Here is a 15,669-nt window from a genome sequence, read left to right as displayed (position 1 = left end):
TTTCCTCAGTGCCGGACGCGCTTGAGGGCCAGCAGCCCTTCCGGCGTGAACTCGGGAGAGCGCGCCCACGTCACGATGGACTGCTCTTCCTCGCGGACCTCTTCCGCCAGACCGGGCAGACGGCCGGCGACGTCGTGCGGGATGCGGAGAACGCCGTGCTGGTCCCCGTGCACCAGGTCACCGGGCGCGACCTCCAGGCCGGCGACCGTCACCGGCACGCCGATCGCGGTGAGCCGCATGTGGGCACGGGCGACGCAGAGCCCGGCGGCGTGCACGGAGAACCCGAGCCCGCGCAGGTCCTGCTCGTCGCGCACCCGGCCGTTGGTCACGAACCCGGCGATGTTCAGCGCCGCCAGCAGGGTTCCGTTGACCTCGCCGAGGAACGCCCCCGCGCCCGGAACCTCGTCGAGGTCCTGCACCACGACGACGACCGGCCCTTCCGCCGCGAGCACCGCCCGGTGCAGCTCGGCCACCGGCACCGCGTCGTCACCGGGGGTGCGTGCCCGCATCGTCGCGGTGACGACCGTTCCCACGAACCGCCCACCGGTGATCTGGCGGAGCGTGCCGTCCGTGTACGACTGGCCGTCCGCGCCGGTCTCGGTGCGGCGCAGGGCGTTGCTGAGCGCGGGCGTGTCCCAGTCGAATAGTCCTTTGTAGAGGCTCATGACAGTGCTCCGGTCTGCGGGGAGGGGGTGGAAGGTCGCCGGGCCGCGATCCGGGTGACCACGAACGCGGCGATGCAGGCCACCACCGCGATGTCGACGAGCATGAGGCGCCAGCCGGTCACGTCGACCACCGCGCCGATCAGGAACGGGCCGAGGAACCCGCCCATGCCCCAGCCGATGTTGTAGATGGCCGTGTAGGTGCCGAGCACCCTGGCCGAGGGGGCGAGGTTCCACAGCACGACGGCGGCGTTGATGATGAACCCGGCCGCGCCCGCGGCGCCGATGGACAGGGCGATCATCGTCCCGAGCTGACTCGGGAACGCGGTCGCGCCGACCAGTGCGACGGCGAAGGTGATCATGCCGATCACCATCACCCTGAGCCGGCCGAAGCGTTCGGCGAGCAGGGCGATCGGGTAGGCGAGCGCGATGTAGACGAGACCGCTGACCAGCGGCAGCCCGCCCGCGTCGCCGCGTGAGAGGCCCAGCGCCTCCATGCCGTACGGGGTGATGAGCGACCGCGACGCGGCCCACGCGCAGCTGAAGAGCAGGGTCGCGGCGACCAGCAGCAGCCGGCTGCGGTCGCGGTCCCGCAGGATCTCGGCCATCGTCCCGGTCGCCCTGATCTCCTTGCGGGAACGGGACTGCGGCAACCCGTCCTCGACGAGCGCGGCCTGGTAGGCGGCGGAACGGCTGTCCCGCACGGTGAGTCCCAGCACGGCCACCGCCACCAGCATCATCGCGGCGGGGATGAAGAACGCCGCGGTCGGGTGCTCGTCGACGACCAGGATGCTGAGCAGCGCGGCCACGATGCTGGTCAGCCCTGAGGCGATCTTGACCGCGGCGTTGCCCCTGCTGCGCCGCTCCGGCGGCAGGAAGTCGGGCATCAGCGACTCGGAGATCGACTTGAAGCCGTTCGTGATCAGGCCGTAGAAGAAGATCGCCGTGATGAGCATCGGCAGTGAGCTCGCGACCAGTGGCACGGTCAGGAACACCAGCGCCGCCAACGGCATCCCGACCATCAGGTACGGCATGCGCCGGCCCCACGAGGTCCGCGTGTTGTCGGAGCGGTTGGCCATGAACGGCTGCACGAACAGTCCCAGGACGTTGTCCATGCCCATGCACAGGCCGACGAGCGCCGCGCTGCCCAGGTGCGCCAGCAGCAGCGGCGGGACTTGTGCGTCGTAGAAGTTCCAGGTCACTTCTTGCGCGAACACCGCGAGCGTCACCAGGAAGGTGATCTTCGCCGTGCCCTCGCGCTTCTGCAGGGGAGTGAGGGTCATCGAGGTCTTCCCAGCGGTGTCAGAAGATCGGCGGGATCAGGGCGTCGATCAGGTGGGGGCCGGGTTCGGCCAGGGCGCGGCGGAACTGCTCGGCCAGTTCCTCCGCGGTCGTCGCGCGGGTCGCGGGAACACCCATGCCTTCGGCGATCTTGACGAAGTCGAGGTCCGGTCGCGAGAGGTCGAGCAGTTCGTTCGCCTTGGGGCCACTGCTGTCCGCGCCGACGCGCTGCAGTTCCATCCGCAGGATCGCGTAGGCCCGGTTGTTCAGCAGCACCGTCGTGACGTTCAGGTTCTCCCTTGCCTGCGTCCACAACGCCGAGATCGTGTACGCGGCGCTGCCGTCGGACTGCAGGTTGACCACCGGCCGGTCGGGCGCGGCGATGGCCGCGCCCGTCGCGACGGGCATGCCGTAGCCGATCGCGCCACCGGTCAGCGTCAGCACGTCGTGGCGGGGCGCTCCCGCCGTCGCCGCGGGCAGGAGCAGGCCCGAGGTGTTCGCCTCGTCCGCGATGATCGCGCCCTCCGGCAGCAGCGCGCCGATCACGTCGGCCCAGTTCTGCGGTGTCAGCGGCCCGGACGGCAACGCGGGCCGCGCGGCCCGTTGCAGCACCGGTTCGGCTCCGGCCGCGACCAGGTCCGCGAGGTCCTCCAACGCGCGCGTGACGTCCTGCCCCGGTTCGGCCAGCACGTGCACCCGCGCGCCGTCCGGCACCAGGTCGCTCGGCTTGCCGGGGTAGGCGAAGAACGACGCGGGCGCCCTCGTCCCGGCGACGACCACGTGGCGGATCCCGTCGAGCTGGTACGCGACGTGCTCGGCGAGGTACCCGAGCCGGTCGATCGCGGGCACCCCCTCACCGCGTTCGAGCCGTGCGGGGAACGTCTCGGCGAACGCCTTCACCCCGGTCGCCGCGGCGATCCGGCTGGTCGCGCGCAGCCCTGCCTCCCGGCACGCGGCGCCGCCGACGAGCAACGCCACCGGTTCGCCGCTGTTCAGCACCTCGGCGATTCCCTCCACAGTGGACAGGTCGACGACCTGGGGCTCCTGCGGCGGAATCGGCGCGTGCACCTTCCCGCCCTCGCCCCACGACGCGTCGGCGGGGAGGATCAGCGTCGCGATGCGTCCGGGGGCGGACAGGGCTGCCGCGACCGCCGTGGCGGCGTCGACGCCGACGTCCTCGGTGCGTTCGGAACGCCGCAGCCAGCCTTCGAGTGACATGGCGACGCCCTCGATGTCCGATTCGAGCGGGGCGTCGAACCTCTTGTGGTAGGTCGCGTGATCACCGATCACGTTGACGACCGGCGAGTGCGCGCGGCGCGCGTTGTGCAGGTTCGCCAGGCCGTTCCCGAGCCCTGGTCCGAGGTGCAGCAGCGTCGCGGCCGGTCGGCCGGCGATCCGCGCGTACCCGTCCGCCGCGCCGGTGACGACGCCCTCGAACAGGCCGAGCACTCCTCGCATCCCCGGCGCGCTGTCGAGCGCCGCCACGAAGTGCATCTCGGAGGTGCCCGGGTTGGCGAAGCACACCTCCACCCCGGCGTCGACGAGTGTGCGGATCAGGGACTGCGCGCCGTTCACTTCACGTCCTCCTCAGGGGAAAGCGCACCGGGGTTGAGGATCCCGGCGGGGTCGAAGCTCGTCTTGATCCGGCGCATCAACGCGATCTTCGCCGGGTCCTCCAGGCCGACGAAGTACGCGGACTTGGTCTTGCCGATGCCGTGCTCGCCCGAGATCGCGCCACCGAGCTCCATGCCCAGCGCGAAGACGCCGGTCAGCAACTCCCTGCGCTTCTCGGGGTCCTCGCAGAAGACGCCGAGGTGGACGTTGCCGTCACCGGCGTGCCCGCATCCGGCGACACCCGCGTCCCGCGCCGACGCCAGTTCTCTCGTCCTGCGCAGGAACTCCGGCATCGCGGCCCTCGGGACCACCACGTCGATGACGTCGTGCGCGCCGACCGCCCTGGCCGTCCAGAACGACTTCTCGCGCGCCTGCACGAGCCTGCGCGCCGAATCGCCTTCGAGCACGTAGACGTCCAACGCTCCGAGGTCGCCCAGCAGGCCGCCGAGCTCGTCGACGTCGGCGTGCAACCGGTCGCTGTCGCGGTTCTCCAGCGCCACCAGCAGGTACGCCTCGGCGGACTCGCGGATCTGGTGCGGCACACCCAGGCTGAGCTTCTCCTGGTAGCTGATCGCGGCCAGCGTCAGGTTGTCGACGTACTCCAGGATGTGCGGTTCAAGACCGCTGGCGACGATCTTCGGGACGGCGGCGAGCACCTCGTCGAAGCTCTGGAACGGGGCCAGGACCGTGGCGCCGTGCGGAAGCCGCGGGTGGAGCTTCACGATGACCTCGGTGACGACGGCGAGGGTGCCCTCGGAACCGATGATCAGCTGGGTCAGGTCGTACCCGCTGGAGATCTTGGAGATCTTGCCGCCGGTCCGGATGATCTCACCGGTCGGCAGCACCGCCTCCAGTCCCACGACGTGGTGCCGAGTGACCCCGTACTTGATCGCGCGCATCCCGCCGGCGTTCGTCCCGACGTTGCCGCCGACGCTCGCACCGAGCTCACCGGGGTAGACGGCGTAGGCGAGCCCGACCGCGGCGGCACGTTCGTCCAGTTCGGACAGAACGACGCCGGGCTGCACGACCGCGACGTGGTTCTCGGTGTCGATCTCCAGCACCGCGTTCATCCGCTCGAACGAGATCACCAGTCCGCCGTCGAGCGGCCTGGCGCCACCGGAGAGCCCGGTTCCCGAGCCCCGCGCGGTGACCGGCACGCCGAGTTCTCCCGCTGCCTTCAGCAGTTCCGCGACCTCCTGGGCGGTCGCCGGCTTCGCCACGTGGGCGGGCCGGCAGGGTGTGGCCGACAACGCCTCGTCGTGCGCGTAGTCCTCCGGGACGGCGTCGCCGGACAGCAGGTTCGCCTCTCCGACGACCTCTGCGAACCTCGCCGCGGCAACGCCCATCGCCAGCCTCCTCCGAAAGCATTCCGTTGCTCACCACGCTAGGGATGGCGGCTCGGGCAGAACGTCCCGGAAACCGGGGACACCACTCCCCCGGTCAGGGGACGCCATGCCGGCAAGTCGTTCCACCGCAAGAGAAAAGCGCGAGTCAGAGGTCCTGTTCGTCGCCGACCTGGATCACACCGTGGCGGTACGCGTAACGAACGGCGTGAACCCGGTCGCGCAGTTCGAGCTTCGTCAGGATCCGGGAGACGTGCGTCTTCACCGTCTCGTCGCCGATGTAGAGGCGCAGGCCGATCTCCGGGTTGGTGAAACCCCGTGCCAGCAACAGGAAGACCTCGTGTTCGCGCGCGGTGAGCTTGGCCATGCCCGGTGGCAGTTCCCTCGCCTCGTCCTCGGCCGGCGCCAGCGCGTCGGCGATGCGCGGCTTGAGCCGCTGGACCACCGACGGGTCGACGTACGCGTCGCCCCTGGCCGCCGCCCTGATGGCGGCGATGAGCTCCTCCGGTGGCAGGCTCTTGAGCACGAAACCGTGCACGCCGGCGGTCAGTGCGCGGTGCAGGTACTCGTCGCTGTCGTAGGTGGTCAGCATGATCATCCGCACCCCGGTCAGTCCCGACGCGACGATCTCGGCGGCCGCGGACAGGCCGTCGAACTTCGGCATCTGGACGTCGAGGATCGCGACGTCGGGGCGCAGGCGGATGGTCTCCGCCACCGCGGCGCGGCCGTCCCCGACCTCGGCGACGCACTCGAAGTCGGGCTGGGTGTGCAGAATCGCGCGCAGACCGGACCGGAACGTGGCGTGGTCGTCGGCGATGAGGACGCGGAACATCACTGTGCTTCTCCTGCCGATGAGGCGCCGTAGGACACGCCGACCCTGGTCTCCCAGGTGCGGCCGGCGGTGTCGGGTCCGTGGGAGACGGTGCCGCCGAACTGGGCGGCCCGGTCGCGGATCCCTGCCAGCCCGCGCCCGGTCGACTGACCGTCGCAGGGCGATCCGATGCCGTTGCGCGCGGTCAGCTCGACGGAGGTCTCCCCGAAGTCGAGCTCGACGTCCACAGTGGACCCGTCGCTGTACCGGAGTGCGTTGGTGAGCATCTCCTGGGTGATCCGGTACAACGCGATGTCGACGAGGCCGGGCAGCCATCGCGGTGCTCCGTTCACCCGGAACCGCACGGCCAGGCCCGAGCGGCGCACCCCTTCGAACAGCTCGTCGAGGTTGCCGAGGCCGGGCTGGTTGACCGACGTGCCGTGCAGCAGGTCGAGCATCCGGCGCAGGTCGGCCATCGCGGACCGCCGGGACAGCTCGACCGCCATCAGCGAGTCCATGATCCCGTCGTCGGCGAAGCCCGGTGTGGTGGCGAGCTTGATGCGCGCGGCACCCGAGTGGACGCCGATCGCGCTCACGTGGTGGGAGATGACGTCGTGCAGGTCCCGCGCGATCGTGGTCCGGACGCGGCGGACCGCCTTGTCCACCTCCGCGGTGGCCTCGCGCACCTCGTTCTCCCGGTTGTGGCGCACCTCCGAGATGTAGGCGCGGCGGGCCGACGTGTACCTGCCCACCATCCAGGGGATGAACGCGTCCTTCATGACCTCCGTGACCGTCGTGAGAACGTTCGACGGGTCCACCAGCGCCTGCGCGGCCACCGCGCCCGACGCCAGCATGACGACCGCCGCGACGCTCACCCCTCCGTACAGCCACGCACCGGCGCGGTAGGCGGCGATCATGCCGCCCACCAGGTCCATGTCGGTCTCCGGCGCCTCGCGGAACATCACGGCCATGCCGACCGCGACGACCGCGTGTCCCACGGTCACCCAGGCCGAGCAGCGTGGAGGCAGGGCCAGCGCGGCGTCGGCGCACACTATGACGACGAGAGCACCGGCGTAGGCGGCGAACGGCAGCTCCGGCGCCGCCGACGTGAACGCGACCGTGTCGACCGCCAGGCACGCGAGCGCGATCAGGAACGCCTGCCACCCGAACGCTCGCTCGACGCGGGAGAGCGACGCCACGCGTGCCCGGTCCGCGATCGTCCCGGATCCGTCCACTGTGGTCACACGGGTAATTATCCTCGTCAGGCGCCCTCGCGAGTCCCCCAGCCAGGGGACAGGGCTCCCCGGACCACAGGACGATTCCGCGGTGGTTCCGTTCCTACTCTCGGCCTCGTCGCACCATCGACGTCGATGCGGGGAGGACATGTCATGCTGGCTGTTCTGGGGTTCGGCGCGATCGGACTCTTCACCGTTCTGGTCATGACGAAGAGAATGTCGCCGGTCGCGGCCCTGGTCCTCGTTCCGCTGGTGTTCGGCCTGATCGGCGGGTTCGGTGCCGACCTCGGCGACATGATGATCTCGGGAATCGTCGAGACCGCGCCGACCGCGGTGATGCTCGTCTTCGCCCTGCTCTACTTCCTGGTGATGTTCGAATGCGGGCTGTTCGAACCGTTCGTCCGCCGGATCATCGCGACCGTGGGCGACGACCCTGTGCGGATCGTGGTGGGCACCGCCGTCCTGGTGATGATCATCGGCCTCGACGGCGACGGCTCCACGACCGCGCTCATCACCGTCTCGTCGATGTACCCGATCTACCGCCGGACCGGCATCAACCCGCTGATCATCGCGATGCTGCTCGGCATCATCTGCCCGGTCCTCAACTGGATGCCGTGGGGAGGCCCCGCGGCGCGGATGTCGATCTCCCTCGGGGTCGACGTCAAGGACGTCGTCGTGCCCATGCTGCCGACGTTCTTCATCACCCTGGCCGCCGCTCTCGTCTTCGCCTACGTCCTCGGCCGCTCGGAGAGGCGCAGGCTGAAGAAGGTCGAGGAGACGGAGGCGACCGAGGTCCACGCGCCCCGCAAGCCGATGGAGACCAGGAACTTCTGGTTCAACCTCGTTCTCACGATCGCGCTCATGGTGAGCCTGGCCCTCGGTCTCTTCCCCCTGCCCGCGCTGGTGATGGGCGCGTTCGCGATCGCGGCCACGGTCAACTTCCCGAACATCCGCGTGCAGCAGGACCGCCTGAAGCCGCACGCCGGCACCGTCGTCGTGCTGGTCACGCTCATCCTGGCGGCGGGCGCGTTCACCGGTGTCCTCAGCGAGAGCGGCATGGTCGAGGCGATGTCCGGCAGCATCCTCTCGGTCGTCCCGCACAGCTGGGGCGGCGCCTTCGCGTTCGTCACCGCGGCGCTGTCCATGCCACTGCTGATCATCCTGTCCACGGACAGCTTCTTCCTCGGCGTGGTCCCGATCCTCGCGCAGACCGGGGACGCCTTCGGCCTGCCGCACGAGGTGATCGCGCGGGCCGCGTTGATCGGGATGCCGTTGCACTCGCTCAGTCCCCTCATCGCGCCGATCTACTTCGTGGCCACGCTGCTGCGCACCGACATCGGCTCCCTGCAACGCTTCGCCTGGCCGTGGACCCTCGGCCTGAGCGCCATCGCCCTGGCGGCGGCCACCGTCACCGGTGCCATCTACGCCGTCTGACCCCGAATGCTGGAGGCACGGTTGCGTTTCATCAGTTACACCAACGGATCCGAAGAAGGCATCGCGATCAGGTCGGAGGGCGGCTACCGCGGCCTCCTGGTCTCCGCGCTCGGCGGCGACCTCCCGCACTTCCTGCGCGACGACGACGCGCTCGGCGAGTTGGCCGAAACCCTGGGCAGCGCACCGGAGTTCGCACTGTCCGACGTCCGGCTGCTGCCGCCGGTCGTGCGCCCCGGGAAGATCCTCTGCATCGGGCTCAACTACCGCGACCACTCGGCGGAGAGCGGCTTCGAACCGCCGTCCTACCCCGCCGTCTTCGCCCGGTTCGCCAACAGCCTCGTCGCGCACGGCGAGCCGCTGGTCCGTCCGGACGCCTCCGACCTCCTCGACTACGAGTGCGAACTCGCCGTGATCATCGGGAAGGGCGGGCGGCACCTCCGCGAGGACGAGGCACTCGGCGCCGTCGCGGGGTACTCCCTGTTCAACGACGGGTCCGTCCGCGACTTCCAGATCAGGTCGGACCAGTGGACGATGGGCAAGACCTTCGACCGCACCGGCGCTTTCGGCCCCGAGCTCGTCACCCGCGACGAACTGCCGGAGGGAGCCCGCGGGCTGCGCATCCGGACCGTCCTGAACGGACAGACGATGCAGGAGGCCGACACCGCGGACATGATCTTCGGCGTGGCCCGGCTCGTGGAGATCCTCTCCGAGGCGATGACGCTCGACCCCGGCGACGTCATCGTGACCGGCACCCCCGGCGGCGTCGGCGCCCTGCGCACACCGCAGGTCTGGCTCAGGCCGGGCGACGAGTGCACGATCGAGATCGAGCGAATCGGCTCGCTCACGAACACGGTCGTGCAGGAGACATCCGTTCTCCAGCAGGCATAGCCGGTGGTGCGGTGGGCGCCCGCTGGACGCCCACCGCACGATCGGCCGACTGGTCAGGGCGCGATCCCGATGCCGGGAACCCTGCTCCAGACCGCCTCTTCCGCGGCGGTCATGACCGGCCAGTTCTGACCACCGGGCCGCGGCCGGACCTGCGAGGCGTACGACTCGGGACTGAACCCCGGGTCGTAGAAGCACCCGCTGCCGTAGCTCTTGTCGAACGCACCGCACGAGTCCGCGATCGACCGGGCGGTGGGCCTGCGGCCGGAACGGACCCACGAGTCGAGCGCCGCGATGGAGTTCGCGTACTCGGCCGTGCTCAGTTCGCTGTGGTCGGACTCGTTCGTGAACGTCTGCACGAGGTCGTCCGCGCGGCCCGCCCGCCGCACCGTCTCCCGGTAGGCCGCCTCGTGCTCCACGTAGACCTGCGGGTCGTGGATCGCGTGCAGGGTGAGTACGGGGAGGGTGATCTTGCCGGTGAGGTCGGCGTCGTACGACAGGTCACGACGTGCGGTGCGGTCGGCCGAGAACCGGGCCACCCCCGCGTTGAGCGCGGCGTCGTCGCGGGAACCGTCGTAGTGGACACCGCGGTTGCCGAACGGGTTGCCGCCGTCGAGCCGCTTGAACACGATGTCCTGGAACAGGAACGTCGCGTAGAGCAGGTTCGTGGCGAGCGTGTCCTCCGACATGCGCGTGACGGCGACGATCTCGGAGAGGTTCCGCTGTTGCGCCTCGGTCCGTTCGGCTGCGTCGGAGTCGATGCCCGTGCACTCCTGCAACCGGCCGAGGACGTCCTCCGGCGTCAGCGTCGAGTCCGCGGGAAGTCCCTGCCACAGCGGGTACTGCGGTTCGGTGGGACGGGGGAGGTTGCCGCAGTAGTACTGGTAGACCACGCGCAGGTCGACGCGGTGGTCGTAGCCGCGCGACCCGCCGGCCAGGAGCCCGTTGGTCAGCAGCACCCCGTCGTAGAGGCCGGGCTTCTTCGCGTAGGTCTCCGCGACCTTGGCCGCGACGTTGCCGCCGAACGACTGGCCGTGCAGGTAGGTGCGCGCGGGCTTGCCGAACCGTTCGACGAACAACTGCCGGACGTTCTCGGTGTCGGCGGCGGCCATCCTTACCCCGTACCCGCCACGCCGGTACGAGGAGGCGGCCCACGCGTACCCCTCGTCGACCATCACCGCCCAGCGCTCCAACTCCTCGTCCGTGCTGGACGAGTCGTAGGCGAAGTCGGGACCACCATGGGCGTGCACGACCAGAGAGCCGTTCCACTTCTTCGGAACGGCCATCGTGAAGTAGGCGCCGTTCGCGTCCTGGCCGGTGTAACAGGTGGCCTTCTCCCCCACGTTCGCCGGACACGGGGCAACGGCGGCCGACGAACCGGCGGCGTTGACGACGGGCGCGGGGCCCAGCAGGCCGGCGAGCGTCGCGACGAGCACCGCCATCGGCGCCGCCACCCGTCGACCGGCTGCGCGGCGTGCGTCAGACATGTCCAAGGATCTGCTCCATCTTCGAAGGCGCGACCAGGTGCGCGGAGGGCTCCCGGCACGCAGCCGGGGCTCTTCCGCCACGCCGGCACCCCGATCGCGCCACGGCTTGACTTCCACTTCTGGTTACCAGCCGGTAACTGAGCGCCACCCTAGCTCAATGCTATAGCAAAAACAACAAGCAACATCAAAACCAGTTGCTATGGATACAGCATCGTCAGACGTCGCGGCCGCGCAGCCGGACCACCGCGGCGCCCACCACCACGACGATCCAGGCTCCGAACACCAGGGCACCGGCGGCAGGACTCAGCAGCGCCGGGTCCTGAACGGTGTGGACGAACGCGTCGATCGCCTTGGCGGGCAGGTACTTCAGCACGTTCTCCCGCCACGACTGCGGCAGCAGGTCGCCGAGGTTGGGCATCAGGAAGACCAGCGTGATGACCGCGGTGACGGCCGCCGCCGTGGTGCGCAGGAGCGTGCCCAGCGCGATGCCGATCACCCCGACGCCCGCCAGCGACACCGCGGCGCCCACCACCGCGCGCAACGCACCCGGATCGGCCAGGCCGATCACCGCGCCGCCGGTGGCGTCCAGGACCGCCATGCCGCCGAAGAACGCCACGAGGCTCATCACCAGCATGGCCGGGAACACCAGCGCCACCAACGCGACGATCTTGGCGAACAGGACCGGCAACCGGGACGGCACCGCGGTCAGCACCACCCTGACCATTCCCGTGGCGTACTCGGTGCTCGCCATCAGGACCCCCAGCACACCGACCGCGAGGCCCGCGAACTCGGCGCCGCTGAGCACCGTGGCGACCGGGTCGTCGTCGACCACGACCGCGGACGCCATCGACTTGACCGGCAGCATCACCACGGCGAAGAGCATCGCTACCGCCGCGTTGGCCAGGCAGATCGTGCTGGAGCGCACGGAGATCAGCTTGATCCACTCGCCGCGCACCACTCCGGCGAACGACACCGCGCGCGCGACGCGGTCGTTCAGGAGGGTGGTCATGCGGCTGTCCTTCCGTTGTGGCCCTGGTACTCCACCGAGTCCACGGTCAGCTCCAGGTAGGCCTCTTCGAGAGACGCGCGCTGAGGTGTCAGTTCGAACAACGGGATGCCGGCGGACAGCGCGCGCATCGCGATCTCCTCCGCCCCGGCGCCGGCCACGAGCAGGCCGCCGTCCTCCTGCCGGGTCACCACGGCGCCCTGACCTTCCAGCAGCAGCACCAGTTCTCCGGCCATCGGGGTGCGCACGAGAACACCCCGTGCGGCGGACGCCACGAGATCGGCGACGGACAGGTCGGCCAGCAACCGGCCACGCCCCAGAACGACGAGGTGGTCCGCCGTGAGCGCCATCTCGCTCATCAGGTGCGAGGAGATGAACACCGTGCGGCCTTCCTCCGCCAGCCCGCGCAGCAGTGCGCGGATCCACCGGATCCCGTCGGGGTCGAGCCCGTTGACCGGCTCGTCGAGCATCACGGTCCGGGGGTCTCCGAGCAACGCCGCCCCGATGCCCAGCCGCTGCCCCATGCCGAGCGAGAAACCACCGGCCCTGCGCCGGGCGACAGCGCTCAGGCCCACGAGGTCGAGCACTTCGTCGACCCGCCGGGCGCCGATGCCGTGCGTCGCTCCGAGCGCCAGCAGGTGGTCTCGCGGCGACCGGCCCGGATGCACGGCCCTGGCCTCCAGCAGCACGCCGATCTCGCCCAACGGCGCGGCGTGCTCGCGGTACGGGCGGCCGTTCACCTCGGCGCTGCCCGACGTCGGGCGGTCCAGGCCCACGATCATCCGCATGGTGGTGGACTTCCCGGCACCGTTGGGGCCCAGGAACCCCGTGACCACACCAGGTCTGACGGTGAAGCTCACCCCGTCGACGGCGGTCGTGGTGTCGTAGTTCTTGACGAGATCCCTCACCTCAATCATCACGATCCCCTTTCAGGAACTCGGCGACGACGGCGAGCACGTCGTCGAGCCGGTCGAGCCACGGCAGGTGGCCCGCGCCGGGAACGAGTTCGAACCGCGCCTCCGGAATCGCGGCGGCGTAGCCACGGCCGTAGCCGGGGGTGAGCAGGACGTCGTCCTCGCCCCAGACCACGAGGACCGGCACCGCGACGCGTGCGAGGCGGGTGGCGAGTTTCGGGTCCTGCAGGGCAGGTCCGGTGTACGGCAGCATCAACTGGACCGCTGCGGCCGGTGGTCCGTCGCCGCGCGCGGGCGATCCCGGCCCGAACCCCAGCGGGGCGCCCGTGATCCGGGGACCCGCCGCGTTCAGCAGCACGAGCCGGCCGATGCGGCGACCTCGGTCGCGGACCGCCATCTCCGCGCCGATCCAGCCGCCGAACGAGCTCGCCACCACGGTCACGTCGTCGAGTCCGAGGTCGTCGAGCAGGTCGAGGTAGGTCTCCACGAGCCCGTCCACCCCGGTGAACCAGTCAGGCCTGGGCGTCCCGCCCCAGCCGGGGTGGACCGGGGCGATCACGCGGTGGTCCGCGGCGAGGTGCTCGACCAGGTCCGCCATGACCTCCAGTCCCCCGCCTCCGTGCAGGACCAGCACCGGCCGTCCCCGTCCCGCCTCGCGCACGGTGAGCGGAAGCTCCGGATAGGGCTGCAGCACAAGGATGTTCATGGAGGCGATCACGGCGTCACGCTCAGCACGCCGGTGAACGGGATCGACATCATCATGGCCTTCGCGGTGCCGGTCATGCTGCCGCCGTCGACGGTCGCCGTGCAGGAGAACGTGACCTTGAACGGCGAGCTGACCTTGCCCTTGAACCTCAGCTCGTCCCCCGAGCGCGCCGCGTCCTCGATCGGCACGCCGTCGAGCGTTCCGGTGAGCGCGCTGGCGCCGGAGTCGAGCACCAGGTCGTACCGCTTCGCGCCGCCCGGCGTCTCGAAGCTCAGCGTCCACACGGCGATCCGGTCGCGCGCGGCGGGGTGGCGGCGCCGGTACTCGGCCGCGGCGGCCACCGAGTCGCGGTGCTCGGCCGCGGTGTCGGGGATCTGGGACGGGTCGAACTCCCTGGTGCTGAAGAACCGGTCCATGGCGTCGTTGGCGCCGACCGCGTGCTCACCCGCCCGCGGCAGCATGCCCGCCTCGTACCGCGCGACCGCCGCGTCCACAGTGGACTCCTCCGCGACGGCGTGCGCGAGTTCGGCTCCGTCGAGCATCGCGAGGTTCACGCCGAAGCCGCCCCACGGGGACATCAGGTGCGCGGCGTCCCCGAGCAGGGTCACGCCGGGCCGGGGCTGCCACGTGAGGGGCGCGGGCAACGCGTGGATCGCCCGGTTGACGAACGCGCCGTCCCCGCCGGTGATGAACGGCATCAGGTCGTCGGACCAGCCGGAGAACTCCTTGCGCAGGAACCGTTGCACGGCCTCGCGGTCTTCCAGGTCGAGCCCGGCGCGCTCGCACCAGTCTGCCTCCGTGCGCAGGGCGACGTACCCGCGGACGTGGCCGTTGCTGTTGCGCTGGCCGATGAGCGCACGGCCGGCGTTGTCGGTGGCGAACATGTGGCCGTCGCCGACCAGTGCCGCGACCCGCGGGTGCCGCTCGTCGACGTCGTCGAACCTGGCGTCGAGGAAGGAGATGCCCGTGTAGTGCGGCGTCGCGTCGGTCAGCAGCGGGCGGACCCGTGACCAGGCACCGTCCGCGCCGACCAGCAGGTCGGCCTCGGCTACCGCGCCGTTGCCGAACTCAAGGCGGCGCACACCGTCGCCGAACTCGGTGGCGCCGACGAACTTGTGGCCCCACCGCACGGTTCCGGGGGTCAGCGACGCCGCGAGCAGCTCCCGCAGCTGTCCGCGGTCGATCTCGTTCGCCGCCTCGTCCTCTTCTTCCGGGACGAACGCGGACAGCACGGCGCCGTGCTGGTCGAGCCTGCTCTTCGCCTGCCCCTCCTTCCGCGCCACCGCGCGGAACCCGTCGAGCAGACCGGCGTCCTCCAGCGCGATCTGCCCGGAGTCGGCCTTGAGGTCGAGCGTGCCTCCCGCGTCACGGGAGCTCACCGAGGCGTCGGCCTCGTAGACGGCCACCTCGAATCCGCGGATCTGCAGCACACGAGCGCACAGCAGGCCTCCCGGGCCCGCTCCGATGATCGCGATGCGCGGCTTGGTCATGTCGTTCCTCCCAAAGTTACAGTGACTGTATTTTTACAGCAGCCGTAAAAATTCTGTCAATGAACTAAGCTGAGGAGCATGAGCTCGCGATCGGTGGCATGGACGACCCCCCACTCGCCGGAGGAGGCCTCCGGTGAGGGCCTGCGGGAGCGCAAGAAGCGCCTGATGCGCCAGCAGCTGTCCGACACCGCGACCGAGATGTTCGTGGAACGGGGCTTCGAGGCGGTCCGCGTGTCCGAGATCGCCGCGGCCTGCGGGGTGTCGGAGAAGACGGTGTTCAACTACTTCCCCAGCAAGGAAGCCCTCGTGCTGGACCGCTGGGAGGCGACGACGGCGTCACTGCGCCAGAGCCTGCGCGACCACGACGTCCCGCCCGTCGAGGCAGTGCGGCGAGTCCTCGACACCGAGCTGGACGACCTCCTGTCCTGGGTGACGGCGCAGCCGGACCCCGAGTCGGCGTGCGACAGGATGTGGAGGTTCATCGAGCTGACCAACGCCGCGCCGTCACTGCGGGCGCACCAGCGGGACTCGCTGGACGCGGCCGTCTCCGTCGTCGCGGAGATCCTGGCGGAACGCGCGGGCCTGGCCCACGACGCGCCCGAGCCGCACATCGCCGCCATCGCGCTCATCGGCCTGTGGGACGTCCAGGCCAGAGCCTTGAGGAGGCACCTCGCGGACGCGCGCGACGTCGGCTCCACCCGCGAGGAGGTGGCGGACGAGGTCCGGCGGGCGGCGCACCTCGTCGAGTCGGGACTCGCGACGCTCGGCCCACGGCGGTGAAACGCCGAACGGCCTGCCGAC

14 protein-coding genes are annotated in these 15,669 nt (G+C 70.4%); 3 read left to right on the top strand and 11 right to left on the bottom strand.

Features of this window, described 5'->3' with window-relative positions:
* Positions 1-5: 5 nt before the first annotated feature.
* The 6 genes from ACFWN2_RS26205 to ACFWN2_RS26180 all read right to left on the bottom strand — a co-directional run bounded on the left by ACFWN2_RS26205 (position 6) and on the right by ACFWN2_RS26180 (position 6,955).
* Positions 6-665 carry an RraA family protein gene (locus tag ACFWN2_RS26205; RefSeq protein WP_382431629.1) on the bottom strand — a complete coding sequence of 220 codons (660 nt, stop codon included), beginning with the start codon at positions 663-665 and terminating at the stop codon, positions 6-8.
* Positions 662-1,945 (bottom strand): MFS transporter, encoded by a 1,284-nt coding sequence (locus ACFWN2_RS26200; RefSeq protein ID WP_382431627.1) that lies wholly within the window; start codon positions 1,943-1,945, stop codon positions 662-664. Before ACFWN2_RS26200 ends, ACFWN2_RS26205 begins: the two co-directional genes overlap by 4 nt.
* Positions 1,946-1,964: 19 nt before the next feature.
* Positions 1,965-3,518, bottom strand: coding sequence for an acetolactate synthase large subunit (locus ACFWN2_RS26195; RefSeq protein WP_382431625.1), 1,554 nt, complete (start codon positions 3,516-3,518; stop codon positions 1,965-1,967).
* Positions 3,515-4,903 carry an FAD-binding oxidoreductase gene (locus tag ACFWN2_RS26190; RefSeq protein ID WP_382431623.1) on the bottom strand — a complete coding sequence of 463 codons (1,389 nt, stop codon included), beginning with the start codon at positions 4,901-4,903 and terminating at the stop codon, positions 3,515-3,517. Before ACFWN2_RS26190 ends, ACFWN2_RS26195 begins: the two co-directional genes overlap by 4 nt.
* A gap of 145 nt (positions 4,904-5,048) precedes the next feature.
* Positions 5,049-5,732: a response regulator gene (locus ACFWN2_RS26185; RefSeq protein WP_382431621.1), complete on the bottom strand. Its 684-nt coding sequence runs from the start codon at positions 5,730-5,732 to the stop codon at positions 5,049-5,051.
* Entirely contained in the window at positions 5,732-6,955 is a 1,224-nt protein-coding gene (locus tag ACFWN2_RS26180) for a sensor histidine kinase (protein ID WP_382431619.1), read from the bottom strand. Before ACFWN2_RS26180 ends, ACFWN2_RS26185 begins: the two co-directional genes overlap by 1 nt.
* A 144-nt stretch (positions 6,956-7,099) precedes the next feature.
* Between ACFWN2_RS26180 and ACFWN2_RS26175 the strand changes: the two genes are divergently transcribed.
* Both ACFWN2_RS26175 and ACFWN2_RS26170 read left to right on the top strand, forming a co-directional pair.
* Positions 7,100-8,380, top strand: a complete 1,281-nt coding sequence (locus ACFWN2_RS26175) for a CitMHS family transporter (RefSeq protein WP_382431617.1) — start codon at positions 7,100-7,102, stop codon at positions 8,378-8,380.
* A 21-nt stretch (positions 8,381-8,401) separates the two neighbouring features.
* Positions 8,402-9,268 carry a fumarylacetoacetate hydrolase family protein gene (locus ACFWN2_RS26170; protein ID WP_382431615.1) on the top strand — a complete coding sequence of 289 codons (867 nt, stop codon included), beginning with the start codon at positions 8,402-8,404 and terminating at the stop codon, positions 9,266-9,268.
* Between the two features lie 53 nt (positions 9,269-9,321).
* On the opposite strand, the gene ACFWN2_RS26165 is transcribed toward ACFWN2_RS26170, so the two are convergent.
* The 5 genes from ACFWN2_RS26165 to ACFWN2_RS26145 form a co-directional block, all read right to left on the bottom strand.
* Positions 9,322-10,752 carry an alpha/beta hydrolase family protein gene (locus ACFWN2_RS26165; protein ID WP_382431613.1) on the bottom strand — a complete coding sequence of 477 codons (1,431 nt, stop codon included), beginning with the start codon at positions 10,750-10,752 and terminating at the stop codon, positions 9,322-9,324.
* 214 nt (positions 10,753-10,966) lie between these two features.
* Complete coding sequence (locus tag ACFWN2_RS26160; protein ID WP_382431611.1) at positions 10,967-11,761, bottom strand: ABC transporter permease; 795 nt, start codon at positions 11,759-11,761, stop codon at positions 10,967-10,969.
* The gene (locus ACFWN2_RS26155) at positions 11,758-12,675 is read right to left on the bottom strand and encodes an ABC transporter ATP-binding protein (protein ID WP_382431609.1); all 918 of its coding nucleotides are present in this window, start codon (positions 12,673-12,675) and stop codon (positions 11,758-11,760) included. Before ACFWN2_RS26155 ends, ACFWN2_RS26160 begins: the two co-directional genes overlap by 4 nt.
* A complete protein-coding gene (locus ACFWN2_RS26150) occupies positions 12,668-13,390 on the bottom strand; it encodes an alpha/beta fold hydrolase (protein WP_382431607.1) in 723 nt (240 codons plus the stop codon). Before ACFWN2_RS26150 ends, ACFWN2_RS26155 begins: the two co-directional genes overlap by 8 nt.
* On the bottom strand, positions 13,387-14,868 hold the full coding sequence (locus ACFWN2_RS26145; RefSeq protein WP_382431605.1) for an FAD-dependent oxidoreductase: 1,482 nt from the start codon (positions 14,866-14,868) through the stop codon (positions 13,387-13,389). Before ACFWN2_RS26145 ends, ACFWN2_RS26150 begins: the two co-directional genes overlap by 4 nt.
* 78 nt (positions 14,869-14,946) lie before the next feature.
* On the opposite strand from ACFWN2_RS26145, the gene ACFWN2_RS26140 reads away from it, so the two are divergent.
* Positions 14,947-15,648, top strand: coding sequence for a TetR/AcrR family transcriptional regulator (locus ACFWN2_RS26140; protein WP_382431603.1), 702 nt, complete (start codon positions 14,947-14,949; stop codon positions 15,646-15,648).
* Positions 15,649-15,669 lie beyond the last annotated feature (21 nt).

It is taken from the genome of Lentzea sp. NPDC058436, assembly GCF_042721515.1.
Taxonomy (GTDB): Bacteria; Actinomycetota; Actinomycetes; order Mycobacteriales; family Pseudonocardiaceae; genus Lentzea.
The sequence above is the reverse complement of the archived record's forward strand: the minus strand, read 5'-3'. Positions and strand labels throughout refer to the sequence as shown.

Excerpts from the sequence above, each read along its gene's own strand:
- ACFWN2_RS26145 (WP_382431605.1), bottom strand. The coding sequence starts at position 14,868 with ATGACCAAGCCGCGCATCGCGATCATCGGAGCGGGCCCGGGAGGCCTG.
- ACFWN2_RS26200 (WP_382431627.1), bottom strand. The coding sequence starts at position 1,945 with ATGACCCTCACTCCCCTGCAGAAGCGCGAGGGCACGGCGAAGATCACC.
- ACFWN2_RS26165 (WP_382431613.1), bottom strand. The coding sequence starts at position 10,752 with ATGTCTGACGCACGCCGCGCAGCCGGTCGACGGGTGGCGGCGCCGATG.
- ACFWN2_RS26175 (WP_382431617.1), top strand. The coding sequence starts at position 7,100 with ATGCTGGCTGTTCTGGGGTTCGGCGCGATCGGACTCTTCACCGTTCTG.
- ACFWN2_RS26140 (WP_382431603.1), top strand. The coding sequence starts at position 14,947 with ATGAGCTCGCGATCGGTGGCATGGACGACCCCCCACTCGCCGGAGGAG.
- ACFWN2_RS26155 (WP_382431609.1), bottom strand. The coding sequence starts at position 12,675 with ATGATTGAGGTGAGGGATCTCGTCAAGAACTACGACACCACGACCGCC.
- ACFWN2_RS26205 (WP_382431629.1), bottom strand. The coding sequence starts at position 665 with ATGAGCCTCTACAAAGGACTATTCGACTGGGACACGCCCGCGCTCAGC.
- ACFWN2_RS26185 (WP_382431621.1), bottom strand. The coding sequence starts at position 5,732 with ATGTTCCGCGTCCTCATCGCCGACGACCACGCCACGTTCCGGTCCGGT.
- ACFWN2_RS26190 (WP_382431623.1), bottom strand. The coding sequence starts at position 4,903 with ATGGGCGTTGCCGCGGCGAGGTTCGCAGAGGTCGTCGGAGAGGCGAAC.
- ACFWN2_RS26160 (WP_382431611.1), bottom strand. The coding sequence starts at position 11,761 with ATGACCACCCTCCTGAACGACCGCGTCGCGCGCGCGGTGTCGTTCGCC.